Source organism: Xanthobacter dioxanivorans (assembly GCF_016807805.1).
In the GTDB taxonomy this organism is placed as follows: Bacteria; Pseudomonadota; Alphaproteobacteria; order Rhizobiales; family Xanthobacteraceae; genus Xanthobacter; species Xanthobacter dioxanivorans.
In genome coordinates, this window is the sequence record NZ_CP063362.1 from 2,799,659 (window position 1) to 2,815,198 (window position 15,540).

A 15,540-nucleotide genomic window follows, 5' to 3' on the forward strand; every position below is an offset into this window, starting at 1 on the left:
GGCTCGGCGCTCACTCGTCCGCCGCCACGAGGATCGCGCGTTCCGGCGGGATGTGCAGAGTGACCGGCCGGCCCTCCTCGAGCAAGTGGGAGGGGAAGGCATGGGCCCTGATCGAGCCGCCGGGCCAGCCCACGGTATAGACGATGACGTCGCCGAGGATCTCGCGCCGCTCGATCCGCGCCGGCCAGGTATTCTCCGGAAGGTGGCTCTCGCCAGGGGTCGCGGCCGGCGTGGAAATCTGCGGGTAGACGGTGCGGACGGCGATGAGCTGGCGGCCGCCGGTGGTGACCTTCGGCAGGTTCTCGCGCGGCGCGCACCGCATGTGCGCGCCGCCCACCTGCGCCAGGATATGCCCGGAGCCGTCGCGGCCCGTGACCTCGGCTTCCAGAATGTTCGCCGCGCCGACGAAATCGGCGACGAAGCGGCTGCGTGGGGTGTCGTAGATGTCGAGCGGCCGTCCGGCCTGCTCGATCCGCCCTTCGCGCATGATGATGATCTGGTCGGACATGGCCATGGCCTCTTCCTGGTCATGCGTCACGTAGATGGTGGTGAGGCCGAGGCGGTTCTGCAGGTCCTTGAGCTCGGTGCGCATGCGGGCGCGCAGCCGGGCGTCTAGGTTGGACAGCGGCTCGTCCAGCAGCACCGCCTTCGGCGAGAAGGCATAGGCGCGGGCGAGGGCGACCCGTTGCTGCTGGCCGCCGCTGAGGTCGGTCGCCGGCCGGTCGATGTAGGCGGCCATGCCCACCATGTCGAGCGCGGAGAGCACCCGGCTGTGCAGCTCCTGCCCGCGCACGCCCTGCAGGCGCAGGCCGTAGCCCACGTTCTCCTTTACGCTCATGTGCGGCCAGATGGCGTAGGACTGGAACACCATGGAGAGCCGCCGCTTCTCCGCCGGCACGTTGATGCGCCGGGCGGAGGAGAACACGGTCCGCCCGTCGACGATGATCTCGCCTTCGAGCGGCGTCTCCAGGCCGGCGATGGAGCGCAGCATGGTGGACTTGCCGCAGCCCGAGGGGCCGAGCAGGGAGAGGTGCGCGCCCGCCGGCACCGACAGCGACACCCCATGCACCGCGATCTTGCCCTCATAGGCGGCGACGAGCCCGCGCACCTCGATGAACGGCGCGGGCGCGGCCGCCGGCCTCTGCTCCCCGGCGGCAAACGCCGCATCGGCGGCATAGGCGTGCGGCGCGGCGGGTGTGTTGATCTGAGCGTCCATCATTCCTCCAGATTGTCTTGCCGCGGGCGCTTCGGCCCTTTTTTCATTCACACGCCGACACCGCCCCCGGTGGCCTTGCGCACGACCAGCAGGGTGGTGAGCAGGATCACCGTCTGGACGATGACGAGGGCGCTCACCTGCGGCAGGCCGCCGGAATCCCAGAAGCTGAGGATGGCGGGCCCGAGCACCGGGTTCGCTGCGCTGGACAGGAAGATGGAGGCGCTCACCTCGCGCACCGACACCATGAACAGCAAAGCGAAGGTGGCGGTGAGGCCGGTGGACAGCAGAGGCAGGGTGACGCCGGCGAGGATGCGCAGCCGCCCCGCTCCGAACACCCGCCCGGCCTCCTCCAGCGCCTTGTCGATCTGCACCACCACCCCGCTCATGCTGCGGTAGCCCAGCGGCAGGAAGATCACCACATAGGCCAGCAGTACCGCCCACAAGGTGCCGTAGATCTTGAACGGCAGGACCAGCACCGCCCACATGAAGCCGAAGGCGAAGATGAGGTGCGGTACCGACTGGGGCAGCATGATCACCTGCTCCAGCAGCATCCGCCCACGCCCGCGGGAGCGGTGGATGACCCAGGCCAGCAGCGCCGTCAGCAGGGTGCCGATCAGCCCCGTGCCGAGGCCGAGCAGCAGGCTGTTGCCGATGGCGAGGCGCGCCGTCGGATAGTCCCACAGCACGTACCTGAAGTTGGCCAGGGTGAACGCGTCGGCGGCGAGGGAGAAGTCGTTACTCCGTTGCAGGGCGGCGAACAAAAGCACGCACAGGGGCAGCACCAGCGCCACCGCCACGTAGAGCACGAGGAAGGCGAACAGCACCGGCGTCCAGCCGCGCATGTTGATGAGCCGGGGCCGATAGCTCTTGCCCGACACCACGACGAAGGAGCGGTTGCGCAGCAGCCGGCCGTGCAGCCACACCGCCGAGGCGGTGGCCACGATGAGCACGAGCCCCAGCGCGCTCGCCAGCGGGTAGTTGGGCGGGAATCCCTGGAACAGGATGTAGATCGCCGTCGTCACCACGTAGAGCCGCGATTCCGCGCCGAGGATGGCCGGGATGGCGAAGGCGCCCATCATGGATGTCAGCAGGAACAGGGCGGCGCTGAGGATCGCCGGCAGCATCAGCGGCAGCGTCACGCGCAGCGCGGTGCCCAGGGAGCTGGCGCCGAGGGTGGACGAGCATTCCTCGAGGGAGGGATCCATCCGCTGCATCGCCGCGCCGATGATGAAGACCGCCACCGGAGCCTCGAAGATGGCCATGACGAACATGATGCCGCCGAGGCTGGAGGCGTCAACCAGCGGTGCCCCGGCCCCGACCAGCGACCAATAAGCCTGGTTGATCAGGCCGCTGCGGGGCGAGGCGAGCTCGCTCCAGGCGAGGGCGCCCAGCAGCGGCCCGAGCGGGTAGGGCAGGGCGATGAGCATCTCGAACACGCGCCGCCCCGGCATGGTGGTGCGGTAGAGGATCCAGCTCGCCGCGATGGCGATGGCGATGGCGATCGCCGTCCCGCCCACGGCGAGAAGGAGGGTGTTGGCGATCCAGTCGAGATGGTCCGCCAGGGCGATGAGGTTGCCGATGCCGTAGTCGGTGGCGGGCAGCGCCTGCGGATCGCCCACGTTGAACGCCGTGGCGACGATCAGGAAGATGGGAAACCCCAGGATGGGGCTGAGCGCGCCGAGCAGGATGACGATCTCCGCCCCCATCGGCGGCCGCAGCGACGCGGCGCGATGGGTCCGCCCCGCCCCGCCGAGGGTCAGAAGCCCGTGATCTTGTTCCATAGTGCGACAAACTCCGCGTGGCGAGCGTTCGACTTGAAGTCTTCAAAGTTCGTCGGAACGAGAACCTTGATGTCCGAAATGGAGGCGACCCCGGGGATGACCACGTCCTTGCGCGCCGACGGCGAGCCCTGGATGTCGTTGAAGACGTACTGGCCGTCCTTGGACAGGAGAAAGTCGATGAACACCTTTGCCGCATTGGGCCGCTTGGTGGCGGCGATGATCCCGGCCACGTGGTTGGTCGCCGGCGTTCCTTCGGACGGATAGACGACGGCGATGCTCTGCTTCTCGCGCGCGGCCTTCACATATTGATAGGCGCTGACCTTGCCGCCGATCTTCAGGCTTCCGTTCTGCAGGGAGGAGAGGATCTGCGTGGACGAGGCGTAGGCCCGCGGCTTCTGCGCGGCGAGGCCGGTCCAGAAGCTGGGCGGCAGCACCGAGCGCAGCACGTACCACCAGCCGTACTGGGTGCCGGCGGCGGCATTCTGGAAGCCGATCTGGTCTTTCCAGCGCGGGTCCAGCAGATCCATCCAGGTCTTCGGCGCGTCCGCCGGCGACACGGTGCGGGTGTCGTACATGAGCGCGCCCAGGTTGACGCAGTAGGTCGTCCAGTAGCCCGGCGGCTGGCTGAGGAACTCGGGCGCGTAGGCCGCCAGCTCCGGCGTCTCGTAGCGCAGAAGCTGGTTCTTCTCGCGCAGCAGGTCCATGAGGCCGGGGTCGGCGTTCATGTAGATGTCGACGTCGGTCGATCCGGCGCGCATTTCCGCCTGGAGCTTGGGCATGGCGACGCCGGGCAGGATCCTCTGCTGGACCGCGGGGATGCCGGTGCGCTCGGTGAACACCTTCAGGAAGTTCACCACGTCCGCTTCCTGGTCGCTGTGCCAGACCACCAGCGTGCCCTCCTTGCGGGCCGCCGCCAGATCCGCCGCCACGTCCGCCGCGGCCGGCCAGGTGGCCAGCGGCAGCCCCGCCGCGGCCATGGCGCCGAGGCCGGTCAGGACGGCGCGTCGGGACGGCCCGCCGGAAGCTCCCGGCGACGCATGGGGTTGGGTCTTGGGCATGGTTTCCTCCTTGTGTTCTTATGCTTGATCGTCGCCTTCGCCGCTCAGGGACGTGGCTCCGTCTTGGTTCCGCGCAGGGCGTCGAGGGACTTCTGCGGGGTGATCGCGGCGATGTCGGTGACCACCTCGATCAGCGAAGGCCCCTCGCAGGCGAGCGCCCGCTCGAAGGCGGCGGCGAAGTCTTCGGTGCGCTCCACCCGCTCCGCCGTCGCGCCATAGGCGCGGCCCAGGGCGACGAAGTCGGGGTTGGCGAGGTCGGTGCCGTGCACGCGGCCGGGATAGCGCATCTCCTGGTGCATGCGGATGGTACCGTAGGCGCCGTTGTTGACCACGATGGAGATGATGGGCAGGCCGTACCGCGCGGCGGTGGCGAGCTCGTGCGCGCTCATCAGGAAGCAGCCGTCGCCGCCGAACGCGATCACCCTGCGGCCCGGGTACTGAAGCGCCGCGGCGATCGCGGCGGGCAGGCCGTAGCCCATGGCGCCGCTCGTCGGCGCGAGCTGGGAGAGGAAGTCGGGAAAGGGATAGAAGCGCTGCACCCAGGTGGCGTAGTTGCCCGCCCCGTTGCAGAGGGTCGCTCCCTCGGGCAGCCGCGCGCGGATGTGCGCCATCACCTGCCCCATGTCCACGCCGGGCAGTTCGGGCGTGCGGACCGGCGGCGTGAGCCAGGCCAGATAGTCGGCGCGGGCCGCCTCGGCCCAGGCGGTCCAGCCGCAGGCTGCCGGCGGCACCAGCTGCCGGAGCGCTCCGGCGATGGAGATCATGCCGGAATTGATCATGAGGTCGGCCTGATAGACGCTGCCGAGCTCCTCGGCGCCCGGATGCACGTGCACCAGCCGCTGGGTCGGGCGCGGGGGCTGCACCAGCGTGTAGCCGCCGGTCGTGGCCTCGCCCAGGCGCGCACCGGCCACCAGCAGCAGGTCCGCCGCCTTCACCCGCGCGGCGAGGGCGGGATTGATCCCGACACCCACGTCTCCCGCATAGAGCGGGTGGCGGTTGTCGAACAAGCGCTGGCTGCGGAAGGACACCGTGACCGGAAGCCCGAACGCCTCGGCGAAGGCGCGGACGTCCTCGCTCGCATCCTCGGTCCATCCGCCGCCGCCGAGCATGAGCAGCGGGCGTTCGGCGGCGGCCAGGAGGCGGGCGAGCCCGTTCATCGCCGCCGCCGGCGGGGCGGCCTCCACCCGGCTGTAGCGGGCGATGGCCGGCGCCACCGCCGCCTGGGTGAGCATGTCCTCCGGCAGGGCGACGACCACCGGGCCGGGACGTCCCGAGGTCGCCGTCTGGAAGGCGCGGGCGACGAGTTCGGGAACCCGCGCGGGGTCCTCGATCTGCACCACCCACTTGGCGAGGGTGCCGAACATGGCGCGGTAGTCGATCTCCTGGAAGGCTTCGCGGCCGGAATGGCCGCGCGCCACCTGGCCGACGAAGAGGATCATCGGCGTCGAATCCTGGAACGCCGTATGCACGCCGGTGCTGGCGTGGGTGGCGCCCGGCCCGCGGGTGACGAAGCAGATGCCCGGCTCGCCCGTGAGCTTGCCATGGGCTTCGGCCATGTTCGCGGCCCCCGCCTCGTGGCGGCAGACCACGAGCTCCAGCTCGTCACGCACGTCGCCCAGGGCGTCGAGCACGGCGAGATAGCTCTCGCCGGGCACGCAGAAGGCGCGCGTCGTGCCGTGGGTGAGAAGGCTCTCCACCAGGATCTGCGCGCCGGTCTTCGCCTCTCCCGCGGATGCCGCGTGGAACGTCGCGCCGGCTTTGACTTCGTTCATCCCTCATCTCCTCCTGCATCAGCCCCCGCCGCCTCTGGCGGCGGCCGCCTGTCGGCCCCGCGTCAGGCGAATGCGCTGATGTTCGTGATGTTCTTGCCGATGATAAGGTGGTTGATCTGCGTCGTCCCGTCCGGGATCGTCAGCATCCGCGCATTGCGGAAATGGCGTTCCACCGGGAATTCCCTGGTCACGCCGAAGGCGCCATGGATCTGCAGTGCGTTGGAGGCGACCCGCTGCACGGCCTCGGTGGTGAACGACTTCGCCATCGCCGCCTCCATTTCGCACCGGCGCCCCGCGGCCATCAGCCAGAGGGCGCGATGGACGAGGAGCCGGGAGGCGTCGAGGTCGGTCGCCATCTGCGCCAGCAGGCTCTGGACGAGCTGATGCCCGGCGATGGGCTTGCCGAACTGGTGCCGCTCCAGCGCATAGGTCCGGGCGGCGTCGAACGCCGCCTGCCCGATCCCGAGGGCCAGCACGGAGACGAAGCAGCGCGACCGCTCGAACCCCTTCATCACCTCCTTCAGGCCCCGGCCGACCGTGCCGAGGACATTCTCCTCGCTCACCATCACGTCCTCGAGCACCACCTGGCAGAGCGGCCACCCGTTGAGGCCGAGCTTGGAGATCTCGTAGGTCTTGAAGTCGTGTTCCCTGCGATCGAGCAGGAACATGGTGAAGTCGTCCTCGCCGGTGCGCGCGAGCACGGTGACGATGTCGGCGATGGTGGCGTTGGAGGTCCACATCTTCTCGCCGTTGAGGCGAAAGTGGCGTCCCTCCCGCACCGCCTTGGTGCGCAGCTCGCGCACGTTGGAGCCGACCCCCGGCTCGCTGATGGCGGAGCAGCCGATGAGGTCCCCGGCGACAAGCCCGGGAAGGTAGCGGGCCTTGAGCTCCGGCGAGGCCGTCTCCTGGATCTTCAGGGCGGCGCCCTCGGTCACCCAGGCGATGCCGGCGAGGTCCGGCGCGACCCTGGCGAGGGTTTCGAACAGCAGGCCGCTCGACAGGAAATCGAGGCCGCAGCCGCCCTCCTCCGCCGGCACCCAGCCGTTGCCCACGCCGAACTCCATGACCTTCTTCAGCAAAGCGTGCGCGATCTCCTTGGGATAGGGCGCATCGCACAGGGGCTGGGTCAGCGGCTGGATGTCGCGCTCGACGAAACGGCGGAAGCTCTCCACCGCCAGCGCCTGTTCCTCCGTGGGGTCGAAATTCATCGTCAGGTCCATTTCGTGTTGGGCGCCGCAAGGGCCGCCGCCGATGCGTCCACCGCTGTGTTCAATCGACAAAGGCGCGTACGTTGACCGCCGCCGCGACCAGGGCCCCATGCTGGTTGACGCAGGTCACGTCGGCATAGACCCGGCGCCGGTCCGGATCGGTCCTGGAGATGGTGTAGGTGGTCGTGACGGTGTCGCCGAAGAAGACCGGCCCGACGAAGCGGATGCGGTCGTAGCCCAACGATACCGTGCGGCCGAGATAGAGCCGCGCGGAGGCCGCCGACATGAAGCCGACGGTCAGCGTGCCATGGGCGATGCGGCGGCCGAATTTGCCGCCGCTCATATAGACTTCGTCGATGTGGTTCGGCGAAAAGTCCCCGGTGATGCCGGCATAGGCGTAGACGTCGGACTCCGAAACCGTCTTGGTGAAGGTCGCGGACGCGCCAACCTCGAGATTTCCGTCGGCCGGCTGGTATTGCATGCCCATCATCGCTGCCTCCTCGGCGGCTGGAGATTTTCGCGTCTCATCGAATCGCGCGAATGCTCCAGGCCTTTGACTTAACGTGTTTTCTTCACGCACACCGGTCCTGCCTCCGCGCGACGACGCTTCAGCGCGCGAGCCAATCCCGCAGCACCTCCGCGCCATGCTCGCCGAGGCGCGGCGGCGCCTTCCAGTCCCGGGTGATGTCCACGGAGGAGAATTTCGCCGCGGGGCCGATGGTCGGCACTTGCGAGCCGTCCGCCCGGGGCACCGTCTGCAGCATGCCGCGCTCGATCACCTGGGGATGGCGGAACACCGCGGCGACGTCGTTCACCGGAGCGCACGGGACGCCGGCCGCGTCCAGGGCGGCTACCAGCTCCTCCACCTTCCACTGCGCCACGACCTCGTCGAGGATGCGGTAGAGCGCGGCGCGGTTGGTGACACGATCGCGCAGGGTGCGGAAGCGGGGGTCCACGGCCAGGTCCTCGCGCTTCAGCACCCGGACGAAGCCTTCGTAGAGGTGCTGCGCGCCGGCGCCGACGACGATCCAGCCATCCGCCGCCGCGAACGCCTTGTAGGGCACATTGTTCGGGTGCTCCGAGCCCCATTTGGGCCGGAGCGTGCCCATGGTGAGATATTCGACGCCGGCATCGACCAGAAAGCTCACCATGCCTTCGAGCAGGCTGGTCTCGATCTTCTGGCCGCGCCCGGTCCGCTCGCGGGCATAGAGCGCGGTGGTGATGGCGCCCATGGCATATTGCCCGCAGATCAGGTCGAAAGCGGAGGTGCCGAGCTTGATCGGCGTGCCTTCGGCCTCGCCGGTGAGGCTCATGTAGCCGCCTTCCGCCTGGATGGTGAGGTCGAAGGCGCCCTTGTCCCGCAGCGGACCGGTGGCCCCCATGCCCGACATGGCCGCATAGATCACGCCGGGATTTTCGGCGCAGACGCTCTCATAGCCCACCCCCAGCCGGCCCATCACGTCGGGACGGAAATTCTCGACGATGACATCGGCCTTCAGGGCGAGGGCCCGGGCGGTGGCCTTGTCGTCCTCGCGCTTCATGTCGAGGACGATGGAGCGCTTGTTCCGGTTCACCGCCAGGTAGCTCATGCTCTCCCCTTCGAAAAAGGGCGGGCCCTGAGCACGGATCGGATCGCCTTCCGGTGCCTCGATCTTGACGACATCCGCCCCGAGATCGCCCAGCAGCATGGTGCAGAACGGCCCCGCGAACATCCGCGTGAAATCCAAGACCCTAATTCCGCTCAGCGGCTTCTCAAGCATTTCGGTTCCCGGCGAAAAGTGTGGTGGCGTTAGGGCGGCGCGTCAGTGAATGGGAATGTCCTCGGCCGTGATATCCCCGGCCGTGATATCCCCGGCTCCGTCACGCGCAAAGCCGATGTGGCGGAGCCAGTTCGTGTCGTCCTGGGCGGGATGGTCCCGCCGCTGGTGGGCGCCCCTGCTTTCCGTTCGCAGCAGCGCGGCGGTGGCGATCACCAGCGCGACGGACGCCACCTCCCGGGCCTCGAACGATGCCAGCGCCTCGCCCCAGCTCCCGGCGCCGCCGGATCGGTCGAGCCCGTCCATGATGGCCCGGATCTGCGCGATGCCCGCCTCAAGCCCGGCGCGGTCGCGCCAGAGGCCCACGTGACGCACCATGATGCGGCGGAGGTCGTCTTTCAATTCCGACGACGGTCGCCCCCTGCTGCCGCCCATGCGGGCTTCGAAGGGGCGCAACGCATCCGCAAGGATGCGCGGCCAGTCGCGTCCCCCGATCCCCAGCATGCCGGCGGCCGCCCCCTTCCCCGCGAGGGCGCCGAACACCACCGTGTCGCTGCACCCGTTGCCGGCGATGCGGCTCGCGCCGTGGACGCCGCCGGCCGCCTCGCCCCCGGCATAGAGGCCGGGGACGCCCGTCCATCCGTCCGCATCGATGAACAGGCCGCCCATCTGGCTGTGCGCGGCCGGCCGCACGTGCGGACCCCGGTCGCGCGGCTCGAGGCCGGCGGAACGCAGGCGCCGGCAGTGGGAGACATAGCCTTCCAGCAGCTCGTGCGGCACATGGGTGGTGTCGAACACCACCGAGCCGTCGGGCAGGCCGGCCCCGGCGTCGATCTCGCTCTGGATGAACAAGGCCAGCCGCGCCTTCTCGATGCCCACCTCGGCGGGCCCCGGATTGTGCCGCATCATGAAGCGGTCTCCCCGGCCGTTGATGAGCTGCGCCCCCTCCGCCAGCATGGCGGTCGGCATTTCCATGCCCCGGCATTCCGGCGGCCACACGGTGACCACCGGCTCGAACTGCACGAACTCCATGTCCACCAGCCGCGCCCCGGCGCGCAGCCCGAGCCCGTATGAATTGGAAAGGACGTCGGCGGGATAGGTGCTGTCGTCGTACAGCCGGCCGATGCCGCCGCTGGCGAGCACCACCGAGCGCGCGCGGATGCAGGCCAGCCGATCCCCGTGACGGCGCCAGGCCAGGGCGCCGACCACTTCGCCGTCGTCCTCCAGCAGCGTCACGGCCTTCCACCCGGCCAGGAGCCGGATGCCCAGGGCGCGCACCCGCCCGGCGAGGGAATTGAGGATCGCGAGGCCGACGCCTTCCGGCACGAAGACCGACCGCGGAAACGAATTGCCCGAGAGGCGGCGCTGCCGCACGCGGGCGCCCTCGGCGGCAAACGGAACCCCAAGCTGCGCCAGCTCCCAATACGCCTCGCCCATGTTGCGGCACAGCGCCTCCACCAGGCGGCGGTCATTGAGCCCGTACCCGCCTCGAACCATGTCTTCGAAATAGGCGGCGGGATTGTCGCGGCTGTCGGCGTGGCCGATGGGGGCGTTGCAGCCGATCACGTAAGGGGAGGCGCCGCGGGCCAGATAGACCATGAGCACGGATGCGCCAGCGTCATGCGCGGCGATCGCGGCGCGGTGACCGGCAATGCCACCGCCGACGACGAGAACGTCGGTTTCAAGGATCTCGACTTCAGCCACGTTCAACGCCCTCGTCGGCACCGGACGGCTCATGATCTGGCATCATGATGTCCCGCTGCCGCCTTGTGTCGCTTCCATCCGCGAGAGCCGAGCGCTTCTTTGATTATCCAGCGGTCGCCATGGCTTTCACGGTAGTCCCGAAGCGATCCATAGGGCGCCGGGGCGCGCGTGACAAACGATAGAATGTCGTGAGATCATGACTTAATTTCATGAGGTTCGCATGAGCTGGCACCTGCCTTCCATTGCTGCGCTGCGCACGTTCGAAGCTGCGGCGCGGCATCTGAGCTTCACCCGGGCGGCGGAGGAGATGCACCTCACGCAAAGCGCGGTGAGCCGGCAGATCCGCACCCTCGAAGACTTCCTCGGCGTGCCGCTCTTCCGCCGCATCCAGCAGCGCCTCGTCCTCACCCCGGCGGGAAGCGCCTACCTGGCGGACATCCGCCAGCCGCTGGAGGGGCTGCAGGCGGCGACCCTCAAGATGCTGACAGAGCAGGCGGGCGGCGTCCTCAACGTGGCGACGCTCGCCGCGTTCGGCACCAAATGGCTGATCCCGCGCCTGGGCCGGTTTCACAAGCTTCACCCGAACGTTCTTCTGAACCTGGTGACGCGCTCCGGCGAGGCTGATCTGTATAACGACCAGTTCGACCTCGGAGTTTACTACGGGGATGGCAATTGGAAGGGGATAAAATCCCTGCGGATTTCAAAGGAGGACCTGGTTCTGGTGGCGGCCCCTGGCTATCGCCCCAAGGGCCGGAAGCTCACATCTCCATCCGATGTCGCCAGCGGCATCCTGCTCCAGCAATCGAAGCGGCCGAACATCTGGCGCGACTGGTTCGAGCAGGCCGGAATTTCCAATGCGAACCCCTGGGCGGGGCCGCGCTTCGAGCACTTCTACATGGTCATCCAGGCCGTCATCGCCGGCCTCGGCAGCGCTCTTCTGCCGGAAATCCTGATCGAGGACGAACTGAAGAGCGGGCGGCTCATCATGCCGTTTTCCACGCGCATCGAGACCCACGAAGCCTATTACCTTGTCTTTCCCGATCGGGGCATCGGCCGGGACAGCGCGGACCTGTTCAAGGGATGGATCCTTGGTGAATTGCAATCCGGCTGAGGCCGGAATCATCGGCCGGTGCCGCCGTCACATCTCCGCACATCCGCCGGCCGGCGCGGGGAATGGCGCGGATGGCGCCGTCCACGTGCGCGCCGAACTTCATCCCCGCGTCGTAGCGGTTGAACAGGGGCGGAAGGACGTGGAGCGGCATGGCCGCCGAGTTGAAGGTGGGATTGCGGCCGAGCGCGTGCAGGATGATGTCGCCGAGTTCCAGCGCTTCCGGCGAATCCACCGGGATCTGGAGGTTGAACTTCGATTGCGCGGCCTGCTCGCCGGCGGTCACCCGCCCGTCGACCTAGGATGATGATTCCAGTACGCGGCGGCAACGCGCGACCTCCGCGTCGCTCAGCAAGTTCGGAATTTCAACGAGCATGCGACATCCGTTCCATGGGAACCGCCGGCACAGCCGGCAAAGGCGCGAGACGCTTCAGAAGGTGGCGCAGACGGTCAGCGTGAAGGTGCGGCCCGGCGCCGGAATGGCGCGGTTGCCGAAGCCGGAGCTGTAGTTGAGCGCGTCGGTCAGGTTGTAGCCGTTGAGCGCGACGCGGTAGTTGTCGTGCTTGTAGGATACCAGCGCATCCAGCGAAAAGGTGTTCGGGATGATCGCCGTGTTGGCGCTATCGGTGAAATAGGTGTCGGCATAGGTGATGCCGCCGCCGAGGAGGAGCTGGCCGGCCAAGGCCTTGATCAGGCCGCCCTTGATCAGGTCGTAGGTGGTCCAGAGCGTGAAGGTGTTCGGCGAGACGAAGGCCACCTGGTTGCCCGCCGGCGACGCGCGTAGGCCGGCACGGACAGACTCGCGGCGGAGGGCGCAGCAGTTGCCGCCTCCCCCGCCCCATGCGCCGGCGGCAGGCGGGCGCTTCAGTCCCGCGCCAGGGCCGTCACCGGATCGAGCCGCGAGGCGTTGCGCGCCGGCAGGTAGCCGAACCCGACGCCGATCCGGCTCGAGCAGAGCACCGCCGCGACGATCGAGGTCGCCGAATAGACGAGCGTGAAGTTCGACCCCGCATAGGCGAAGGCCACCCCGAAGGCGAGGGCGATGCCCGCCACCCCGCCGACGAGGCACACGAGCGCCGCCTCGATCAGGAACTGGTTGAGGATATCGCTGCGCCGCGCCCCCACCGCCATGCGTACGCCGATCTCCCCCACCCGCTCGGACACCGACACCAGCATGATGTTCATCACCCCGATCCCGCCCACGATGAGGGAAATGACCGCGATGGCTGCGATCAGCACCGTCATGGTCTCGGTGGTGGCGGTGATGGTGTTGCGGATGTCGTCGGTATTGATGATGAAAAAGTCCTTCGTGCCGTGGCGCTGGGTGAGGAAGCGCGTCACTGCTGCTCGGCCACGTCCATGGGCGCGTCGTCCGCCACCTTCACGGTGATGGAGCGCAGCGAGCTGCTGCCTACGAAGCGCGTCTGCACGGTGGTGTACGGCAGGTAGATCGACAGGTTCTGGCTGGAGCCGAAACCGGACTGCTGTGGCGCGACGACCCCGACCTCGCGGGCTAACACGTCGCCCACCAGGATCACCTGGCATGGCCTCGCCGGTCACCACCTTCTCGCCGTCCTCAAGGCCCGAGCGGATCTCGGCGGTGATCTTGTCGTTGAGGCCGACCTCGATGCGTCGGTCCACGGTCCCGTCGGGCTTGAGGACGCGGACGTGATAGCCCTTTCCTGCGCGCACCAGTGCCGTGGCGGGAACGGTGAGCACGCCGGCCGCGCGCCCGAGCACGATGTGCACCTCCGCGGTCATGTCGGTCCTGAGCCGCCCTTTCGGGTTCGGCACGTCGAACACGCCGATATAATAGACGGCGGAGGACGTGGAGCTCGACGCCGACGAGGAGGAGGTCGTCGAGGTTGCGAAGCTGCTGTCGTTCTTGATGGATTCCGGCGCCGGTTCGATGAATGCGAGCCTCGCCTTGTGCCGCTCCTCCGGCGCGCCCACCACGGTGAACCACAGGGGCATGCCCGGCGCGACCTTCACGATGTCGGCCTCCGAGATCTCGGCGCGCACCGTCATCACGTCGAGCTGGCCGAGGATGACGATGGTGGGCGCCGACTGGGAGGCGTTCACCGTCTGGCCCTCCTGGGCCACGAGGGCGAGCACCGTGCCGTCGATGGGGGCGGTGATGCGGGTATAGCCGAGAACGGCCCGGGCGGTGTCCACCACGATCTGTGCCGCGACGATCTGCGCCTCCAGGGCGGCGAGCTGGGCGCGGGTCACCTTCACGGCCGCGTCGGCGACCTCGAAATCCGCCTGCGAGACGGCCTTCTGCGACACCATGGTCCGCTGGCGCGCGAGCGTCTGCTCGTTGAGCACCAGGGTCGCCTGCTTTTCCTCCCGTTGGGCGCGCATGTTGGCGAGGGAGGCTTCCGACGTGCGCGGCGCGTTCTCCTGGGTGACCGCGTCGATCTGCGCGATGAGGTCGCCCTTCCCGACCGTCCGCTATGGCCGGAGCGCACGCGTCTCGGCCCTGCGATCGTCGCCCGGCACGGTCACGATCCGGGTGGAGGATGCCGGGCCGGGACTGCCGGAGGATCTGCTCGATGAAGCCTTCAAGCCCTTCGTGCGCCTGGAGCCGTCGCGCAGCAACGAGACCGGTGGCATGGGGCTCGGCCTCGCCATCGCCCGCAGCATCGTCAAGGCGCACGGCGGCGAGCTGACGCTGGCGAACCATCCCGCGGGCGGCCTGAAGGCCGAGATCGTTCTGCCCACCGCACGATCGATGCCGGGCGGACAGGGAGCGACATAGCCCGCTCCCGCATGGCGCAGGGGGCCGCGTGGGGCCGCCCGGTCCGGCCGCCGCATGGGACGGGCAATTACTTGCTTTCCTGTCCCTGCCGGCTGCCCTCCAATCATCCCGTTGACGACATCAGGGCCGTCCCATCGGATGGACGGCGGACGTCGGCCTCCTCTCACCGGACAGGAATGACCATGCCCCGTCTTAAAAGCTCTGCCCTCCTGATCGCGGCGCTTCTGGCGATGTGCCCCGCCGCCGCTTCGGCGGAGCTTCTCAAGACGCGGCTCGCGCAGAACCTGTCGCCGATTTCCGGCATCACCATCATCGCCAAGGCGAAGGGCTTCTTCGAGAAGGCGGGGCTCGACGTGACGGTCAGCAACTTCACCAGCGGCAAGCAGGCGCTGGACACGGTGATCGGTGGAGGCGCCGACATCGCGACCACCGCCGAGGCCCCGGTCACGGCGGCAGCCATGGCCGGTCAGCCGATCGCCTTCGTCGCGGGCATGGAATATTCGGACGTCAAGACGCTGGCCCGCGCCGGCGCCGGCATCAAGTCGGCGGCCGACCTGAAGGGGAAGAAGATCGCCTTCACGGCGGGCACCGGAAGCGAAGTCTACACCACCGAGCTCCTCAAGACGGCGGGCCTCACCACCAGGGACGTCACGCTCGTCAACCTCAAGCCGCAGGAAATGCTGCCCGCCCTCGCCGCCGGCAGCATCGACGGCTTCAACACCTGGGAGCCGCACATTTCCAACGCCCGCAAGGCGCTGGGCGCCGATGTCCAGGTGCTCGACACCAAAGGCGTCTACTCCGAGACCTTCAACATCGTCGTCATGCAGGACTACCTGAAGGCCCATCCGCAGATCATCGAGAAATTCCTCGCCGCCATGCTCGAATCCGAGGCCTGGATGAAGGCCAATCCGGATGAGGCGGTGAGCGTCATCGCCCAGGCGGCGGGCATGAAGCCGGAGGACCTCAAGGCGTTGTGGAACGACTATGTGTTTCACGTCGCCATCGGCGCCAAGCAGGTGCGGGCCCTCAAGACGCACGCCCAGTGGCGCCTCGACACCAAGAACCATCCTCCGGGCGTCACCGGCGTGCCCGACTTCGCCGTGCTGATCTTCCCCGATCCGCTGCGCAAGCTCGACCCGACCCGCGTCGACTACAAGCTCGATTGAGGACGGGCG

The 15,540-nt window shown here is 68.4% G+C and carries 13 protein-coding genes and 2 pseudogenes; 3 read left to right on the forward strand and 12 right to left on the reverse strand.

The features are described 5' to 3' along the window. Positions 1 to 10: 10 nt before the first annotated feature. From EZH22_RS13185 to EZH22_RS13220, 8 genes are all read right to left on the reverse strand, one after another. Positions 11 to 1,216 (reverse strand): ABC transporter ATP-binding protein, encoded by a 1,206-nt coding sequence (locus EZH22_RS13185; protein ID WP_203196045.1) that lies wholly within the window; start codon positions 1,214 to 1,216, stop codon positions 11 to 13. Between the two features lie 47 nt (positions 1,217 to 1,263). Then, a complete protein-coding gene (locus tag EZH22_RS13190; protein WP_203196046.1) occupies positions 1,264 to 2,997 on the reverse strand; it encodes an ABC transporter permease in 1,734 nt (577 codons plus the stop codon). Continuing rightward, a complete protein-coding gene (locus EZH22_RS13195) occupies positions 2,973 to 4,055 on the reverse strand; it encodes an ABC transporter substrate-binding protein (protein ID WP_203196047.1) in 1,083 nt (360 codons plus the stop codon). Before EZH22_RS13195 ends, EZH22_RS13190 begins: the two co-directional genes overlap by 25 nt. A 44-nt stretch (positions 4,056 to 4,099) precedes the next feature. Then, positions 4,100 to 5,827 carry a thiamine pyrophosphate-binding protein gene (locus tag EZH22_RS13200; RefSeq protein WP_203196048.1) on the reverse strand — a complete coding sequence of 576 codons (1,728 nt, stop codon included), beginning with the start codon at positions 5,825 to 5,827 and terminating at the stop codon, positions 4,100 to 4,102. 62 nt (positions 5,828 to 5,889) lie between these two features. Further along, the gene (locus tag EZH22_RS13205; protein WP_203196049.1) at positions 5,890 to 7,035 is read right to left on the reverse strand and encodes an acyl-CoA dehydrogenase family protein; all 1,146 of its coding nucleotides are present in this window, start codon (positions 7,033 to 7,035) and stop codon (positions 5,890 to 5,892) included. Between the two features lie 61 nt (positions 7,036 to 7,096). Continuing rightward, positions 7,097 to 7,525 carry a MaoC family dehydratase gene (locus EZH22_RS13210; protein WP_231711459.1) on the reverse strand — a complete coding sequence of 143 codons (429 nt, stop codon included), beginning with the start codon at positions 7,523 to 7,525 and terminating at the stop codon, positions 7,097 to 7,099. Positions 7,526 to 7,643: 118 nt separating this feature from the next. Further along, positions 7,644 to 8,762, reverse strand: a complete 1,119-nt coding sequence (locus EZH22_RS13215) for a CaiB/BaiF CoA transferase family protein (protein WP_231711460.1) — start codon at positions 8,760 to 8,762, stop codon at positions 7,644 to 7,646. A gap of 75 nt (positions 8,763 to 8,837) precedes the next feature. After that, positions 8,838 to 10,496 carry an FAD-binding protein gene (locus EZH22_RS13220; RefSeq protein WP_210352040.1) on the reverse strand — a complete coding sequence of 553 codons (1,659 nt, stop codon included), beginning with the start codon at positions 10,494 to 10,496 and terminating at the stop codon, positions 8,838 to 8,840. Between the two features lie 220 nt (positions 10,497 to 10,716). Between EZH22_RS13220 and gcvA the strand changes: the two genes are divergently transcribed. Continuing rightward, positions 10,717 to 11,607, forward strand: a complete 891-nt coding sequence (gene gcvA / locus EZH22_RS13225; protein WP_203196052.1) for a transcriptional regulator GcvA — start codon at positions 10,717 to 10,719, stop codon at positions 11,605 to 11,607. Here the strand turns inward: gcvA and EZH22_RS13230 are convergent. The 4 genes and pseudogenes from EZH22_RS13230 to EZH22_RS31800 all read right to left on the reverse strand — a co-directional run. Beyond that, positions 11,570 to 11,890, reverse strand: coding sequence for a 2OG-Fe(II) oxygenase family protein (locus EZH22_RS13230; protein WP_231711461.1), 321 nt, complete (start codon positions 11,888 to 11,890; stop codon positions 11,570 to 11,572). The genes gcvA and EZH22_RS13230 overlap by 38 nt on opposite strands. Positions 11,891 to 12,034: 144 nt before the next feature. Continuing rightward, entirely contained in the window at positions 12,035 to 12,361 is a 327-nt protein-coding gene (locus EZH22_RS31790) for a TonB-dependent receptor domain-containing protein (protein ID WP_231711462.1), read from the reverse strand. A gap of 107 nt (positions 12,362 to 12,468) precedes the next feature. After that, positions 12,469 to 13,145, reverse strand: a pseudogene (locus EZH22_RS31795) (FtsX-like permease family protein); the annotation flags it as partial. Continuing rightward, positions 13,129 to 14,055, reverse strand: a pseudogene (locus EZH22_RS31800) (efflux RND transporter periplasmic adaptor subunit); the annotation flags it as partial. The pseudogenes EZH22_RS31795 and EZH22_RS31800, both read right to left, overlap by 17 nt. On the opposite strand from EZH22_RS31800, the gene EZH22_RS13245 reads away from it, so the two are divergent. Both EZH22_RS13245 and EZH22_RS13250 read left to right on the forward strand, forming a co-directional pair. Next, on the forward strand, positions 14,033 to 14,365 hold the full coding sequence (locus EZH22_RS13245; RefSeq protein ID WP_231711529.1) for a sensor histidine kinase: 333 nt from the start codon (positions 14,033 to 14,035) through the stop codon (positions 14,363 to 14,365). The pseudogene EZH22_RS31800 and the gene EZH22_RS13245 sit on opposite strands and share 23 nt — an antisense overlap. Positions 14,366 to 14,547: 182 nt before the next feature. After that, positions 14,548 to 15,531, forward strand: coding sequence for an ABC transporter substrate-binding protein (locus EZH22_RS13250; RefSeq protein ID WP_203196053.1), 984 nt, complete (start codon positions 14,548 to 14,550; stop codon positions 15,529 to 15,531). Positions 15,532 to 15,540 lie beyond the last annotated feature (9 nt).